General features: G+C 67.2%; 11 protein-coding genes. 6 read left to right on the top strand and 5 right to left on the bottom strand.

The window, feature by feature from the left end; translation table 11 throughout:
- Positions 1-54: 54 nt before the first annotated feature.
- Positions 55-2,148 carry a M13 family metallopeptidase gene (locus ACZK13_RS06145; RefSeq protein ID WP_253143351.1) on the bottom strand — a complete coding sequence of 698 codons (2,094 nt, stop codon included), beginning with the start codon at positions 2,146-2,148 and terminating at the stop codon, positions 55-57.
- Between the two features lie 209 nt (positions 2,149-2,357).
- The gene (gene gpmA, locus ACZK13_RS06140; RefSeq protein ID WP_019337589.1) at positions 2,358-3,107 is read right to left on the bottom strand and encodes a 2,3-diphosphoglycerate-dependent phosphoglycerate mutase; all 750 of its coding nucleotides are present in this window, start codon (positions 3,105-3,107) and stop codon (positions 2,358-2,360) included.
- Between the two features lie 94 nt (positions 3,108-3,201).
- Between gpmA and nfi the strand changes: the two genes are divergently transcribed.
- A complete protein-coding gene (gene nfi, locus ACZK13_RS06135) occupies positions 3,202-3,876 on the top strand; it encodes a deoxyribonuclease V (protein ID WP_253143352.1) in 675 nt (224 codons plus the stop codon).
- Between the two features lie 38 nt (positions 3,877-3,914).
- Here nfi and ACZK13_RS06130 read toward each other — a convergent pair whose 3' ends face one another.
- Positions 3,915-4,895, bottom strand: coding sequence for a cation diffusion facilitator family transporter (locus ACZK13_RS06130; protein ID WP_107432646.1), 981 nt, complete (start codon positions 4,893-4,895; stop codon positions 3,915-3,917).
- 179 nt (positions 4,896-5,074) lie between these two features.
- Complete coding sequence (locus ACZK13_RS06125) at positions 5,075-7,324, bottom strand: TonB-dependent siderophore receptor (RefSeq protein ID WP_253143353.1); 2,250 nt, start codon at positions 7,322-7,324, stop codon at positions 5,075-5,077.
- 289 nt (positions 7,325-7,613) lie between these two features.
- Between ACZK13_RS06125 and ACZK13_RS06120 the strand changes: the two genes are divergently transcribed.
- The gene (locus ACZK13_RS06120; RefSeq protein ID WP_125894485.1) at positions 7,614-9,029 is read left to right on the top strand and encodes a GGDEF domain-containing protein; all 1,416 of its coding nucleotides are present in this window, start codon (positions 7,614-7,616) and stop codon (positions 9,027-9,029) included.
- Between the two features lie 95 nt (positions 9,030-9,124).
- On the opposite strand, the gene ACZK13_RS06115 is transcribed toward ACZK13_RS06120, so the two are convergent.
- A complete protein-coding gene (locus ACZK13_RS06115; protein ID WP_293793416.1) occupies positions 9,125-10,342 on the bottom strand; it encodes an MFS transporter in 1,218 nt (405 codons plus the stop codon).
- A 77-nt stretch (positions 10,343-10,419) separates the two neighbouring features.
- On the opposite strand from ACZK13_RS06115, the gene ACZK13_RS06110 reads away from it, so the two are divergent.
- From ACZK13_RS06110 to ACZK13_RS06095, 4 genes are all read left to right on the top strand, one after another.
- A complete protein-coding gene (locus ACZK13_RS06110; protein ID WP_180837967.1) occupies positions 10,420-10,869 on the top strand; it encodes a winged helix-turn-helix transcriptional regulator in 450 nt (149 codons plus the stop codon).
- Positions 10,870-10,942: 73 nt separating this feature from the next.
- Positions 10,943-12,070 (top strand): metallophosphoesterase, encoded by a 1,128-nt coding sequence (locus ACZK13_RS06105; RefSeq protein WP_180837966.1) that lies wholly within the window; start codon positions 10,943-10,945, stop codon positions 12,068-12,070.
- A 134-nt stretch (positions 12,071-12,204) separates the two neighbouring features.
- The gene (locus ACZK13_RS06100; protein WP_014646433.1) at positions 12,205-12,888 is read left to right on the top strand and encodes a response regulator; all 684 of its coding nucleotides are present in this window, start codon (positions 12,205-12,207) and stop codon (positions 12,886-12,888) included.
- On the top strand, positions 12,885-14,264 hold the full coding sequence (locus ACZK13_RS06095) for a sensor histidine kinase (RefSeq protein ID WP_005412674.1): 1,380 nt from the start codon (positions 12,885-12,887) through the stop codon (positions 14,262-14,264). The genes ACZK13_RS06100 and ACZK13_RS06095 overlap by 4 nt, the downstream gene beginning before the upstream one ends.
- Positions 14,265-14,312: the final 48 nt, after the last annotated feature.

Here is a 14,312-nt window from a genome sequence, read left to right as displayed (position 1 = left end):
ACAAAAGGCCCGGCATTCGCCGGGCCTTCTGCATCACGCATCACGGATGATCGATTACCAGATCACCACGCGCTTGTCGTCGGCACGCACCATCGCGTCGCCGGCCTTGCACTGGAACGCAGCGGCATACGACGGCATGTTCGACGGCGCGCCGTTGGCACGGAAGTTGGCCGGCGCGTGCGGGTCGGTGTTCAGGCGCACACGCAGCTCACCGTCGGTGAAGTTGCGGCGCCACACGGTAGCCCAGTTCATGAAGAAGCGCTGGTCCTGGCTGTGACCATCGACTTCGACATTCGCCTTCGGATCTTCCTTCAGCGCCATCTGCAACGCGTCGTAGGCCACGGTCAAGCCGCCCAGGTCGCCGATGTTCTCGCCCAGGGTCAGCTTGCCCTTCACGAACACGCCCGGCACCGATTCATAGCCATCGAACTGCGCGACCAGCTGGTCGGTACGTTCGGTGAAGGCCTTGCGGTCGGCGTCGGTCCACCAGTTGTCGAAGTTGCCGTTGGCAGCGAACTGGCTGCCCGAGTCGTCGTAGCCGTGCATCATCTCGTGGCCGATGACCGCACCGATGCCGCCGTAGTTCAGCGCCGGATCGGCCTTGGCGTCGAAGAACGGTGCCTGCAGGATCGCCGCCGGGAACACGATCTCGTTCTTGGTGGCGTTGTAGTAGGCATTGACGGTCTGCGGGGTCATGCCCCACTCGGTCTTGTCCACCGGCTTGCCGATCTTGTCCAGCATGTAGCGGTAATTGAACGCACGCGCCGCCTGCATGTTGCCCAGGTAGCTGTCGCCGTTGGTCTGCAGGCCCGCCCAGTCACGCCACTTGTCCGGGTAACCGATCTTCGGGGTGAAGCTGGCCCACTTCTCCAGGGCCTTCTTCTTGGTTTCTTCGCCCATCCACGGCAGCTGCTCCAGGCGCGCCTTCAGCGCCTGCGACAGGTTTTCCACCAGGTGCTGCATGGCCACCTTGGATTCGGCTGGGAACACGGCGTCGACGTACAGCTGGCCCAGGGCTTCGCCCATGCCACCGTTGACCGACTCCAGCACACGCTTCCAGCGCGGCTGCATTTCCTTCTGGCCACGCAGGGTGGTGCCGTAGAAATCGAAGTTGGCCTTCTCGAACTGGCTGCTCAGGTACGGCGAGGCGTCGTCGATGGTGTGGAAGCGCAGGTAGGCCTGCCAGGTGCTGGGCATGGTATCGGCCAGCATCTTGTCCATTTCACTGAAGAAGCCCGGCTGGGCCAGCGAGAACTTCTGCGCGGCCGGCACCTTCAGGGTGTCGAACAGCGCGGTCCAGCTGAAGTTCGGGGTCAGCTTGTCGGCGTCGGCGGCGCTGAGCGGGTTGTAGCGCTTGGCCGGGTCACGCATTTCGATGCGCGACATCGAGGCCTTGGCCAGGCGGGTTTCAAAGGCCATCACGGCCTTGGCCTGCTCGGCGGCCCGTGCCGCGTCCACGCCGGACAGGGTCAGCACCTGTGCGATGTAGGCCACGTAGGCATCGCGGATCTTGGCCTGCGCATCGTCGAAGTAGTAGCCCTTCTCCGGCAGGCCCAGGCCGCCCTGGCCGACGTAGGCGATGACGTTGGCCGAATCCTTGTAGTCGGCATTGGCGAACAGCGAGAACAGCACGCCCTTGCCCTCGGCCTGGCTGTCGCGCAGGTACTGGGTGATGGCGGCGGTGTCGTTCAGCGCGGTGATCTTGTCCAGCTGCGGCTGCAGCGGAGCGAGGCCGGCGGCTTCGATCTTGGCTTCATCGTTGCCGGTCTTCCAGATGTCACCGATCTTGGCTTCCACCGAGCCGGCCTTGGCCTGGCTGGCCGCGGCCTGCTGCACCAGTGCGTGCTGCACTTCCAGCGAGCGCTCGCGCAGGATCTCGAAGCTGCCCCAGGTGGTCTGGTCGCCCGGCACCGGGTTGGCCTTCAGCCACTTGCTGTTGACGAAGCCGTTGAGGTCGGTACAGGCCGAAATGGCCGGATCCAGGTCGGCGCTGTTGAGCGAGATCAGCGGCGTCTTGATCTGCGACAGGTCGAAGGCCGGTTTGGCGTCGGCGCTGGCCGCCGGCGCGGTTTCATTCTTGCCACAGGCCGCCAGCGAGGCAGCGATGGCGATGGTCAGGCCCAGCGGGACCAGGTTGCGGACGTTCATGAGGCTCTCCTGCGGGTAATTTCACAGGGTAGCCGGGGAGGCCTGCGGTGGGACCGGCCAAAGGTCACAGGACGCGCTTATGTAGAGTCGAGCCATGCTCGACTGCGCTCCGTTCCGGGTTTATTGTCCTTGCGGCAAGAGGCCAACAGCAGTCGAGCATGGCTCGACTCTACAAAAAAACGAAGGCCGGCTTGCGCCGGCCTTCTGTTTTATTTCGCCTTGCCCTGGTTGGCCACGGCTTCAGCGGCCTTGCGCGCTGCTTCCGGGTCGCCCAGATAGCGGAACGACTGCACCGTCAGGTCGTCGTTCAACTCGAACAGCAGCGGGATGCCGGTCGGGATGTTCAGCTCGAGGATTTCCTCGCGCGAGACGTTGTTGAGGTACTTGTACAGCGCGCGCAGCGAGTTGCCGTGGGCGGTGACCAGCACGGTCTTGCCGTCCTTCAGCTGCGGCGCGATGGCGTCGTGCCAGTACGGCAGCACGCGGTCCAGCGTGGTGGCCAGCGATTCGGTGCCCGGCAGCGCGTTGCGGTCCAGGCCAGCGTAGCGGCGGTCATGGATCGGGTGGCCCGGATCCTCCAGGTCCATGGCCGGCGGCGGGATATCGTACGAACGACGCCACACCTTGACCTGGTCCTCGCCGTGCTTGGCGGCGGTCTCGGCCTTGTCTAGGCCCTGCAGGCCGCCGTAATGGCGTTCGTTGAGGCGCCAGGACTTGTTCACCGGCAGCCAGTCCTGTTCCAGCTCGGCCAGCGCACCCTGCAGGGTGTGGATGGCGCGCTTGAGCACGGAGGTGTGGGCGACGTCGAACTGCAGGCCTTCCTCGCGCATCAGGCGACCGGCGGCAGCCGCTTCCCGGCGCCCCTGCTCGGTCAGGTCGACATCGACCCAGCCGGTGAAGCGGTTGTCCAGGTTCCACTGGCTCTGGCCATGGCGCAACAGTACGAGTTTACGGGTCACTGCAGGGTCTCCAACGCGAGGAAAGGCAGGCCGCCATTGTAGCCCCGGGCGCCGCTCACCGTGCCGTGGCCCCACACATGCGATGCTGCAACCAATGAATACGGTGATCGACCCCGGACGCTGGGAAGGCAGCGTCGCCGCGGCCCGCGAGCAGCAGCTCCAGCTGGCCGGTCGCGTGGAACGCCAGGACCGGCTGCCACGCACGGTGCGCTGGCTGGCCGGGCTGGATGTCGGCTTCGAGGATGATGGCGCCATCACACGCGCCGCGGCGGTACTGCTGGACGCGGAGACGCTGCAGCCCGTGGCGCAGGAGATCGCGCGCATCCCCACGGTGATGCCCTATATCCCCGGCCTGCTCAGCTTCCGCGAGCTGCCGGCACTGCTGGCCGCGCTGGCGCTGCTGCCGCATACGCCGGACCTGGTGTTCGTCGATGGCCATGGCATCAGCCACCCGCGCCGGCTGGGCGTGGCCGCTCATCTCGGAGTGGTCATCGACCTGCCGAGCATCGGCGTGGCCAAGTCGAAGCTGGTGGGCAGGTTCGTCGAACCGGGCGCCGAGGCCGGTGCGCATACGCCGCTGCTGGATGGCGATGAGCAACTGGGCTGGGTGCTGCGCAGCAAGCTGCGCTGCAAGCCACTGTTCGTGGCCGGCGGCCATCGGGTCAGTGCGGATACCGCGCTGGACTGGGTGCAGCGCACGCTGCGCGGTTACCGGCTGCCGGAGCCGACGCGGCTGGCAGACCGGCTGGCCTCGCGACGGGACGAATGACCGCACCGGGCATCACCCGGCGCGGTCGCCATCCTCGTTCAGCGATGCACGTGGCCGCGGTGGCCCTGCGCGTCCTCGCCGTGGTCATGGCCTTCATGGCCCTCGTGCTCGCCGGCCTTGGCCGGCGCCGGCTCACCACAGGCTTCGCCGCAGTGGTCCGCTTCGATCTGCAGTGTCACATGCTCGATGCCGAAGTCATCGTGCAGGCGCCCGCCCAGATCACGACGCAGCGCATCGGCATCGGTGCCGTCGCGCATCACGATGTGCGCGGTCAGCGCCGGGGTGCTGGAGGCCAGCGCCCACACATGCAGGTCATGCACGTCCAGTACCGCAGCGTGGCCGGACAGGCTGTCACGCACCTTGGCCACGTCCATGCCCTTGGGCACGCCTTCCAGCAGCACGTTGATCGCCTCGCGCATCAGCACATAGGTGCGCGGCAGTACCCACAGGCCGATCAGCACCGCCAGGATCGGATCGATCGGCTTCCAGCCGGTCCACTTGATCAACAGCGCACCCGCAATTACCGCCACCGAGCCGAGCATGTCCGCCCACACTTCCAGGTAGGCGCCCTTCACGTTCAGGCTCTCACCGCTGCCGGCCTGCAGCAGGCGCATCGAGATCAGGTTGATGACCAGGCCCGCCGCGGCAATCACCAGCATGCCTGACGAGGCAATCTCCTGCGGTTCGCGGAAACGCCCGATGGCCTCCCACAGGATGTAACCGGCGACCACGAACAGCATCGCACCGTTGATCATCGCGCCCAGCGCTTCCAGGCGTGCATAGCCGTAGGTGCGGCGCGCGTCCGGCGGGCGCCGGCTCAGCCGTACCGCGACCAGCGCGATCATCAATGCCAGAGCATCGGTGGCCATGTGCGCCGCATCGGACAACAGCGCCAGGCTGTTGGTCCAGAACGCGCCCACCACCTCGACGACGAGGAAGGTGGAGGTCAGGCCGAGCGCCCACCACAAGGGTTTCTCGTGGCGGATCTCGGATGGCAGGTGATCGTGGTCGTGGCCCATGGCAACAGCTCCTTTGCGATGGAGGCAGGCTACGCCGGCGGCCGTGGGGAAACTATCACGGTGTTTATAACATTGCAGGCCACGCGGTCCCTCACCGGGCATGGCCCGGCGCTACCGGAGCGCGGCCGGCAACGCCAGGCCACGCCTGGCGAACGCAGCGGACCGACATCCGCCTGCGGTCAGAACCCGAAGCGCAGGCTGGCCCAGTACGCGCGGCCCGGCTCGTTGTAGGTCGCCGCGCCGGCATCGCTGCTGTTGGCCTCGCGGAACAGGCGCTTGTCGGCCAGGTTGTTGACGCCGAAACCGAAGCTGACCGTCTCGGTCACCTTGTAGCGCGCGCTCACGCCCCAGATGTTGTACGCACCACGGTCCTGCAGCGCGATCGACGGATCGCAGGTGCCGGTGCAGCGCGGATCATTGTTGATGTTGGTGGTGGCCGGCTTCTGCTTGCCGTAGAAGGTGCCGGTCAGCAGCAGCGACAACTTGTCGGTGGCCTGCCAGTCCAGCATCGTGTTGACGGTGTACTTCGGAATCACCGACAGCGGCTGGCCGGTGCTCTTGTTCTCGTTCTCCACCATGTAGGTGAAGTTGTTGCTCCACTTCAGGCGGTTGCCCTGCTCGCCCAGCAGCGGGACCACCAGGTTGCCTTCCAGCCCCTGCACGATCGCCTTGGGTGCGTTCTCCCAGCGGAAGATGCGACCCTTGGTGTCGGCGGTCAGCCCGATCTGGTTGTACCCGGCCTGGATCTTGTCCTTGTAGTCGTTGTGGAAGTAGGTCAACGACGCTTGCCAGCCGCTCTGCGGTGCCCACTCGATACCCAGTTCCTTGTTCAGGCTGGTTTCCGCCTTCAGGTCCGAGTTGCCGCGCATGTAGCAGCCGGCGCCCAGGCTCGGCAGTGCATTCGGGCAGCCATTGCCCCGGGTGTAGTACAGGTAGTCCGGATTCGACTGGTACAGGTTCGGCGCCTTGAATGCACGGGCGATACCGCCCTTCACCACCCAGTCGCGGTTGATGCGGAACTGCGCGTTGAAGCTGGGGCTGGTGTTGTTGCCGAACTGGCTGTGGTGGTCGAAGCGCAGGCCCGGGGTGACGATCCAGCGCTCGCCCAGGTAGATGTTGTCTTCCACGAACACGGCGGTGGTCTGCGCGTCGGACTTGCCGCGTGCGCGATCGGCCGACAGCCCCGGGATGCCGCCGCCGCTGCTGCTGGACTGGCTCATCGAGTACGGGTCGGTCAGGCGGCTGTCCAGGTATTCAAAGCCCAGCGTCCAGATGTTCTCGGCACCACCCAGCGTGGTCGGGAAACTGACTTCGCCGTCCAGCTGGTAGTTGCGCAGGCGCGAGGTCGACCAGTCGGTGCCGTTGAAGCTGCCCTCCGGGCCACCGGCCAGGCCTTCGTTGATGCGTGAGTTGTTCACCGCCTCCACTGCAGCCGTTACCCGCGAGGTCACATCACCCCAGCGGCCGCGGTGGGTGATCGCGCCGGTGTTGCGGTACATGCGGTTGGTCTCGGCCTGCTGCTCGGCCAACGCCCCCAGATCGATCGGTGTCGAGGTACCGGTGGTGCTGACCGCGCGGTCGCCAGCATAGATGTTGCCCTGGCGACTGGTGCCGGCTTCGAATTCGACCACCTGGTTGGCGGTCACGTCCCAGCGCAGCAGCGCGTTGACATCGCGGTTCTTGACGCCCTCGCGACCGGCCGGCGGCACCGCGTTCGGATTCGTCGCGAAGTCACGATTGAGTTCCAGCGAATCGGCGTCGGTCTTGTTGAGATTGCCGTACAGGCGGAACGACAGGGTGTCGGTCATCGGCCCGCTCAGCTGCAGGCCGACGCGCTCGCTGCCGCCTTCGGCGCTGTGCTCGGGCACCAGGCCATACAGGTCGACCGCGCCGGTCAGGTCGCCGGTCGGGCGCTTGGTGATGATGTTGACCACGCCACCGGAAGCACCCGAGCCATAACGTGCCGCTGCAGGGCCACGCAGCACTTCGATGCGCTCGATCATTTCCGCCGGCACCCAGTTGGTATCGCCGCGGGTATTGCGCTCACCGCTGCGGCCCATGCGCACGGCATCACGCGCACCGATGCGCTTGCCGTCGACCAGGATCAGGGTGTTTTCCGGGCCCATGCCACGCAGATCGATCTGGCGGTTGTTGCCGTACTGGCCCGAGGCACTGTTGCCGGTCAGGTTGACGCCGGGCATGGTGCGCAGCAGCTCGGCGATGTCGTTGGCCGGCGGGCGCCTGGCGATGTCCTCTGCGGTGATGGTCGAGGTACCCAGGGCCTGGCGCGCGATCTGCGAGGCGGTGACGTGCACCGTGTCGATATCGGTGGCGTCGGTTTCGGCGTGGGCGGTCAGGGCGCTGCCGGCCAGCAGGGCGGCAACGGCAAGCGCCAGCGGGCGCGGCGAAAGGACAACGGCAGGGGACATGATCAGGACCTTCTGGCAGGGCTACGGGGCCTCTGGCAAAGGGCTTGAGGCAACGACGAGGGGGAGGCGGAGCAGTCCTGCAGCAGGCACCTGCAGCCCGTTCCGTGCGCGCATTCTCCCATCAATGCGATTGATTCTCAAATGCGTTCACTCATTGCCGCAGCGGCGCCGATGTGGTTTGCGCACCGTGCAACCCTGCACCGCGCGTAAACTGGCCGGCTAACCCGCCATCAACCGTATGCCGCCGCGGCCGATACCCGTGGTTTGCCGTACGCAGTCAGAGATCGACGTGGAACCACCCCAATTGGACGATGCCAGCCAGCCGCTGGCCGAGGCCTGGCAGCAGTGTCTGCTGCAGGCCGGCCCTGCCGCCACCGCGCTGCTCACGGCCGCTGCTACCGATGCCCCACCCGCGCTGGCCCAGCGCTTTTACGAAGTACTGCTGCAGGACACCCGTGCGCGCCGTTTCCTGTCCCACGACCAGGTCAAGCAGCGCCTGCAGCCGGCCATGCAGCGCTGGCTGGCGCAGCTGCTGACCACTGATGCCAGCGGCATCGCCAACACCGTGGCCTCGCAGCGGATCATCGGCGACGTGCACGCCCGCGTCGGCATTCCGGTCGACCTGGTTACCCGCGGTGCGCGTGTGCTCAAGCACGAACTGTTCGTGCGCCTGCGCGACGATGCACCGGACAGCGACACCGCATTTGCCGCCATCGACTGCCTCAGCGCGATCATGGATATCGCCATGGAAGGCATGACCCTGGCCTACACCCACGCGCGCGAGCGCTCCACCCGTGCCGACGCCGCCTACCGGCTGTTCTCGCTGGTACAGAACGTCGGTACCGAACGCGAGCGCCAGCGCGCACTGCTGCTGGACTGGGAAAACGCCCTGCTCTACGCGTTGGCCGGCCACGTGCAGGCCAGCGACAACGCCAGCCTGGCTACCTCGGAGTTCGGCCTGTGGTTCACCCACAAGGGCATCCCCAGCTTCGGCGAAAGCAGCGAAACGCAGCAGGTGGGCCAGTTGATGGCCCGCATTGATGGCCACCTGCAGCGCGCGAGCGGCGATGCTCCGGCGCAGCGACTGGCGGTGCTGCCGGCCATCCGCGAGGACTTGGCCGCCATCCGCACCCTGATGACACTGCTGTTCGAGCGCATCGGCGAACTGGATGCCGGCAGCGACGCGCTGACCAACCTGCTCAACCGTCGCTTCCTGCCCACCGTGCTGCGCCGGGAAATCGAGCTGGCCACACGCAACCGCACACCGTTCTCGCTGCTGCTGCTCGACCTGGATCACTTCAAGGCAATCAACGACGGCCACGGCCACGATGCCGGCGACCGCGCGTTGCAGCACGTCGCCGGCCTGCTCGGCCAGCTCACGCGCGGCAGCGACTACCTGTTCCGCTATGGCGGCGAAGAATTCGTGGTGGTACTGGTGGCTGCCAGCGAATCGCAGGCGACCGTGATCGCCGAGAGCCTGCGGCGGCAGATCGCACAGTCGCCGGTGGCACTGGCCAACGGCCAGGTGCTGGCACTGACCGCCAGCATCGGCGTGGCCGGCCACGACGGTCATCCGGACTACGAGCGGCTGATGGCCCGTGCCGACGCGGCAATGTACGAGGCCAAGCGCAGCGGCCGCAACCGCGTGGTGGTGGCCAGTGCGGACCTGCAGGAAGCGCCGGGACGGCGCGCACTGCAGCGATGACGGCAGGACAGGTAGAGTCGACCGCGGGTCGACTATCGCGCGCACCGCGGGGTTTTTCGCGCGCAGGGCGAAGAGCAGTCGGCTGACAGTCGACTCTACTGACAGCCGGCACTACCGATACGGCCGCCGGCCGCTGCTTTCACCGCCACCACCCACCACGCTGCCCACCAGAGCAGCGCCAGCAACGCGATGCCCGCCCCCAACAGGCATACCGCCGGCCAGCCATGGCGCGCCTGCATCCACGGCCCGGCCGCTGCACCGGCACCACTGCCCACCGCATAGAACAGCATGTACAAAGCCACCAGGCGTCCATGCTGTTCAGCCGGCGCGCGCAGCAGCAATGCCTGGTTAGATACGTGCAGTGCCTGCCCACCCAGGTCGAGCACAATCACGCCCAACAGCAGCAACGACAGCGACTGCGGCAGGCCCAGCAAGGGCCACCACGCAACCAGCATCAACAACAGCGCACCGACGCTGACCGGATGCGCGAAACCACGGTCCATCCAGTGCCCTACCCGCGCCGCCAGCAGCGCACCGATCACCCCGGCCAGGCCCAGTGCACCGATGGCGGCGGTCGACCAATGCAGCGGTGGCGCCGAGAGCGGCAAGGGTGCCGCCGCCCAGAACACATTGAGGCCGGCAAACAGCAGCAGTGCCAGCGGCCCACGCTCGCGCAGCGTTCGATCGCGGCGCAGCATGCCCAGCATCGAGCCCAGCAGCTCGCGCCAGCGTGGGGGAACCGACGGCACCGGTACTGGGGGCAGGCGCCGCCACAGCAGCGCCGCCAACCCCGCCATCACCATCGCTGACAACAGGTAGACCATCTGCCAGCCAAAGGCCGCCGCCACCGTACCGGACACCACGCGCGCCAGCAGCAGGCCGATGAACACGCCGCCCTGCACCACACCGACCACGCGACCGCGCTGCTCGGGCGGTGCCAGCATGGCGGTATAGGCGATCAGGCCCTGGGTCAGCGCCGTGCCCAGCAAGCCGGCCAGCAGCATGCCCGACAACAGCCAGCCCGCCGTGCGTGACGCTGCCAGCCACAGCAGCGCCAGCACCAATGCGATCAACTGCAGCCGCAGCAGGCGTCGCCGGTCACCACGGTCCGCCAGCGGCAGCAGGCCAAGCAACGCCAGCACGCTACCGGCCTGGGTAGCAGCCAGCACCGCGCCAGCCATGGCCCGGTCCAGCGCAAAGGCGCGTGCAAGCTGATCCAGCAGCGGCTGCGCGTAATAGACGTTGGCAACGCTGGCACCTGCGGCAACCGCGAGCAGGACCAGCAGCGGGCGGGGAAGTGATATGGCACTCATGATGTGGTTGCAATTTGAAACTTGATGCAGGCTACTGCCATTGGTTTTAAACTGCAACCACATCAGAGAGGTCCACCATGCACACCGACAGCCCCTGCCCCGTCGCCCGCAGCGCCGATCTGCTCGGTGACCGTTGGGCGCTGCTGGTCATCCGTGATGCCTTCGATGGCGTCACCCGTTTCGGTGATTTCCAGCGCAGCCTCGGCGCGGCGCGCAACATCCTCAGCGACCGCCTGCGCCGGCTGGTAGAGGCCGGCGTCCTGCAGCTGCAGCCGGCCTCCGATGGATCGGCCTACCAGGAATACGTGCTCACCGCCGCTGGCCAGGAACTGTTCCCGCTGCTGGTCGCGCTGCGCCAATGGGGTGAACGCCATCGCTTCGAGGCCGGTGAAGCCCATTCACAGCTGATCGAATCGGCGACACGGCGGCCACTGCCCTACATGCAGCCGCGCGGGCGCGACGGCCAGCCACTTCAGCCCAGCGCCACCCGCGTGCGCAAGCTCAGGGACGACGGGCGCGACACCTGATTCGCCCATTCGCGCACACCGACGAACATCCGCGCCGGTTAGCATCAGACCTTTCCGCCACTGGATGCCGCCGATGTCGCGCGATCGCCCTTCCCTGCTGACCGCCCTGCTGTTGCCGCTGCTGGCCTGCGCCACAGCAACCACGCAGGCCCGCGAGGTTGCCGCGCCCGCCGACCACGTGCAGGCCGATGGCCCCTATGTGTTCCGCCAGGGCGACCAGCTGCAGGCCAAGTGGATCTGCGACGACAAGGTCGAGTCGCACACGCTTGCCACGCAGGCCGCAGGTACCGACATCGCCCCGCGCTGCGGCTACGAGCACTCGGTGCACGTGGCTGCCCCGAATGCGCCTTCGGTTTCCGTGCTGCCGGCCGTGCCGCGCATCGTTGCGCTGTCCGACATCCATGGCCAGTACGGGCTGCTGGTGCGCCTGCTGCGCGCCCACCAGGTCATCGATGCCCAGGATCGCTGGGCGCTGGGCAAGGACACGCTGGTCATCGCCGGCGATGTGTTCGACCGCGGCCCGCAGGTGACCGAGGCCTTCTGGCTGCTGTATGGCCTGCAGCTGCAGGCGGCCGCCGCCGGCGGCGCGGTGCACTTCGTGCTCGGCAACCACGAAACCATGGTGCTGTACGACGACCTGCGCTACGTCAACCCGAAGTACCTGCGCAGCGCGCAGCTGCTCGGCCGCAGCTACCCGCAGCTGTACGGTGCCGATTCGGTGATCGGGCAGTGGCTGCGCACCCGCCCGGTGCTGCTGAAGATCGGCGACACCCTGTTCCTGCACGGCGGTATTTCGCCCGAGGCAGTGCAGCTGGCGCTGGACCCGGCGCGCACCAATGCGGCCTACCAGGCGTCACTGGGCCTGCCAAAGGCCGAAGTAAAGGCCGACCCGGCCACCGCACCGCTGTATGACGGCAAGACCAGCCCGATCTGGTACCGCGGCTACTTCGATGGCCGCCTCGACACCGCGGGGGTGCAGACCGTACTCGACCGCCTGCAGCTCAAACGCATCGTGGTCGGCCACACCTCGATGCCACACGTCAGCAGCTTCCATGGCGACCGCGTGATCGCCATCGACAGCAGCATCAAGAACGGCGAGAACGGCGAACTGCTGTTCATCGAAAATGGCAGGCTCAGCCGTGGCCTGCTGGATGGCTCGCGGGTGCCGTTGGCGCCGGGTGAGCCGGGCCTGCAGGACTGAATGAAGGGACAGCGCGACGGCACCGGGCGGCGGCGGCGCGCTCCACCTTCACCCGGTTTGCGGCTACCCTCGGCAGCCGAGAGAGGCCCACCCCGTCCATCCGGTGGGCCTGACCGTTACAGGAGCCCCCGCGCATGCGCGTTCTGATTGCTGAAGACGACCCGGATATCGCCTCCGGCCTGTGCGCCTCGCTGCGCCGGCAGGGGCACGTGGTTGACCACGTCGACAACGGCGCGCACGCCGACGCGGCACTGGGCTCGACCCAGTACGCATTGCTGGTGCTGGACCTGGGCCTGCCTCAGCTGGATGGCCGCGATGTGCTGCAGCGCCTGCGTCAGCGCGGCGATGGCCTGGCGGTGCTGGTGGTGACCGCCCGCGATGGCCTGGCCGAACGCGTGCGCGTGCTCGACCTGGGCGCCGATGACTACCTGGTCAAGCCGTTCGCGCTGGACGAATTCGAAGCACGCGTGCGTGCGCAGCTGCGGCGGGTCACCAGCAATGGCAACCCGGACCTGCGCATCGGCCGCCTGCGTATCGATCTGGCCGGGCACCGGGTGTGGATCGACGACCAGTCGCTGGAACTGACCGCGCGCGAGTTCGGCCTGCTGTCGGCACTGGCGGTACGCGCCGAGCGCATCGTGTCGCGCGCGCAACTGGTGGAAGCGCTGTGCGACTGGGGCCAGGACCTCACCGACAACGGCCTGGACATCGCCCTGCACCGCCTGCGCCGCAAGCTGCAGCCCGGCGGCATGGGCATCCGCACTGTGCGCGGGCTGGGCTACATGCTGGAAGACGCGCAGGACGACAGCGCCCCGTGATCAGTGGACCACCCAGCCTGCGTCGGCGCCTGCTCGCCTTCCTGGCGTTGCCGATGCTGGGCCTGCTCACCTTCAACACGATCCTGGCCTACTACGTTGCGCTGGACTATTCCAACCGCATCCACGACCGCAACCTGATCGACGACACGCATTCGTTCGCGCAGATGCTGAGCACCATGCCGGTGACCAGCGACCTGTCTCCGCAGGCGCGCTTCCTGATCGAGTACGACCCCGACGGCCATCGCTACTTCAACGTCGACAGCAGCCGCATGGGTACGCTCAGCGGCAATGCAGACTTCAGCCCGTACGCCCCTTCGCAGGACTGCACCGGCGTGCATCCGGCGCTGTACGACGGCAACCTCAATGGCCAGCAGGTGCGCATGGCCACCGTCTGCACGCAGGCGATGAACGATCCGCAGGACCAGCTGGCGGTGACCGTGGCCGAGAGCATGGCCGACCGCCGGCAGCGTGCGCGCGAGATCCTGATGATCATCATCCCGCTGATGACCATGCTGGCGCTGGGTACCGCAGCGCTGGTCTGGTTCGGCGTGACCTATGGCCTGCGTATCCTGACCCCGCTGAGGACCCGCCTGGCCCAGCGCCGCGGCGAACTGGCGCCGATCTCCGATGCCGACGTGCCAGAGGAGATCCAGCCACTGATCAGCACCATCGATGATCTGTTTGCCCGCCAGGCGGAAATGATCACCCTGCAGAACCGTTTCATCGCCGATGCCGCGCACCAGCTGCGTTCGCCGCTGGCGGGCATGGCCCTGCACGTGGACCAGGCGCTGGCACATGGCGACCCCGACACAGTGCGCGAGGCGCTGCAGCACATCCGCCGGCTCAACCAGCGCACCGCGCGGGTCAGCACCCAGCTGCTGGCACTGAGCCGGGCGCAGACCGTGCCCGATACCGTGGAGGCACTGGACCTGTGCGAGCTGGTACCGCAGTGGGTCGGCATGCGCGTACCGGAGGCGATCCGCGATGGCATCGATCTGGGCTACCGCGGCAGTCCCCATCCGCTGCGTGTACTGGGCAACGGCGCCATGCTGCAGGAAGCGCTGGACAACCTGATCGACAACGCCCTGCGTTATGCCGGCCGCAATGCAACCGTCACGGTGGGCGTGCACGCGCTGGACGACAATGATGTCGAACTGTATGTGGAAGACAACGGCCCTGGCGTGCCCGACGACGTGATGCCACGGCTGGGCGAGCGCTTCTTCCGGGCGCCGGGCACCGCTGCCAGCGGCACCGGCCTCGGCCTGGCCATCGCGCACGAGGCGGTGGAGCACTTCGGCGGCCGCCTGAGCTTCCTGAACCGCCCAGGTGGCGGACTGAAGGTCGCCATCACGCTGCCGCTGCTGAAGGCGCCCTGACCCGGCCCGGGGCGCTGAAAGGCTGGCGAAAATCGCGCTTGCGATCCT

This window comes from Stenotrophomonas sp. 99219_Sma, from assembly GCF_056480785.1.
Note: the sequence above shows the minus strand (reverse complement) of the source record. Positions and strands in the feature narration are given on the sequence as shown.

Bases quoted from the DNA above. Each gene is read 5' to 3' on its own strand.
- ACZK13_RS06145 (WP_253143351.1), bottom strand. From the start codon at position 2,148: ATGAACGTCCGCAACCTGGTCCCGCTGGGCCTGACCATCGCCATCGCT.
- nfi (WP_253143352.1), top strand. From the start codon at position 3,202: ATGAATACGGTGATCGACCCCGGACGCTGGGAAGGCAGCGTCGCCGCG.
- ACZK13_RS06130 (WP_107432646.1), bottom strand. From the start codon at position 4,895: ATGGGCCACGACCACGATCACCTGCCATCCGAGATCCGCCACGAGAAA.
- ACZK13_RS06125 (WP_253143353.1), bottom strand. From the start codon at position 7,324: ATGTCCCCTGCCGTTGTCCTTTCGCCGCGCCCGCTGGCGCTTGCCGTT.
- ACZK13_RS06115 (WP_293793416.1), bottom strand. From the start codon at position 10,342: ATGAGTGCCATATCACTTCCCCGCCCGCTGCTGGTCCTGCTCGCGGTT.
- ACZK13_RS06110 (WP_180837967.1), top strand. From the start codon at position 10,420: ATGCACACCGACAGCCCCTGCCCCGTCGCCCGCAGCGCCGATCTGCTC.
- ACZK13_RS06105 (WP_180837966.1), top strand. From the start codon at position 10,943: ATGTCGCGCGATCGCCCTTCCCTGCTGACCGCCCTGCTGTTGCCGCTG.
- ACZK13_RS06100 (WP_014646433.1), top strand. From the start codon at position 12,205: ATGCGCGTTCTGATTGCTGAAGACGACCCGGATATCGCCTCCGGCCTG.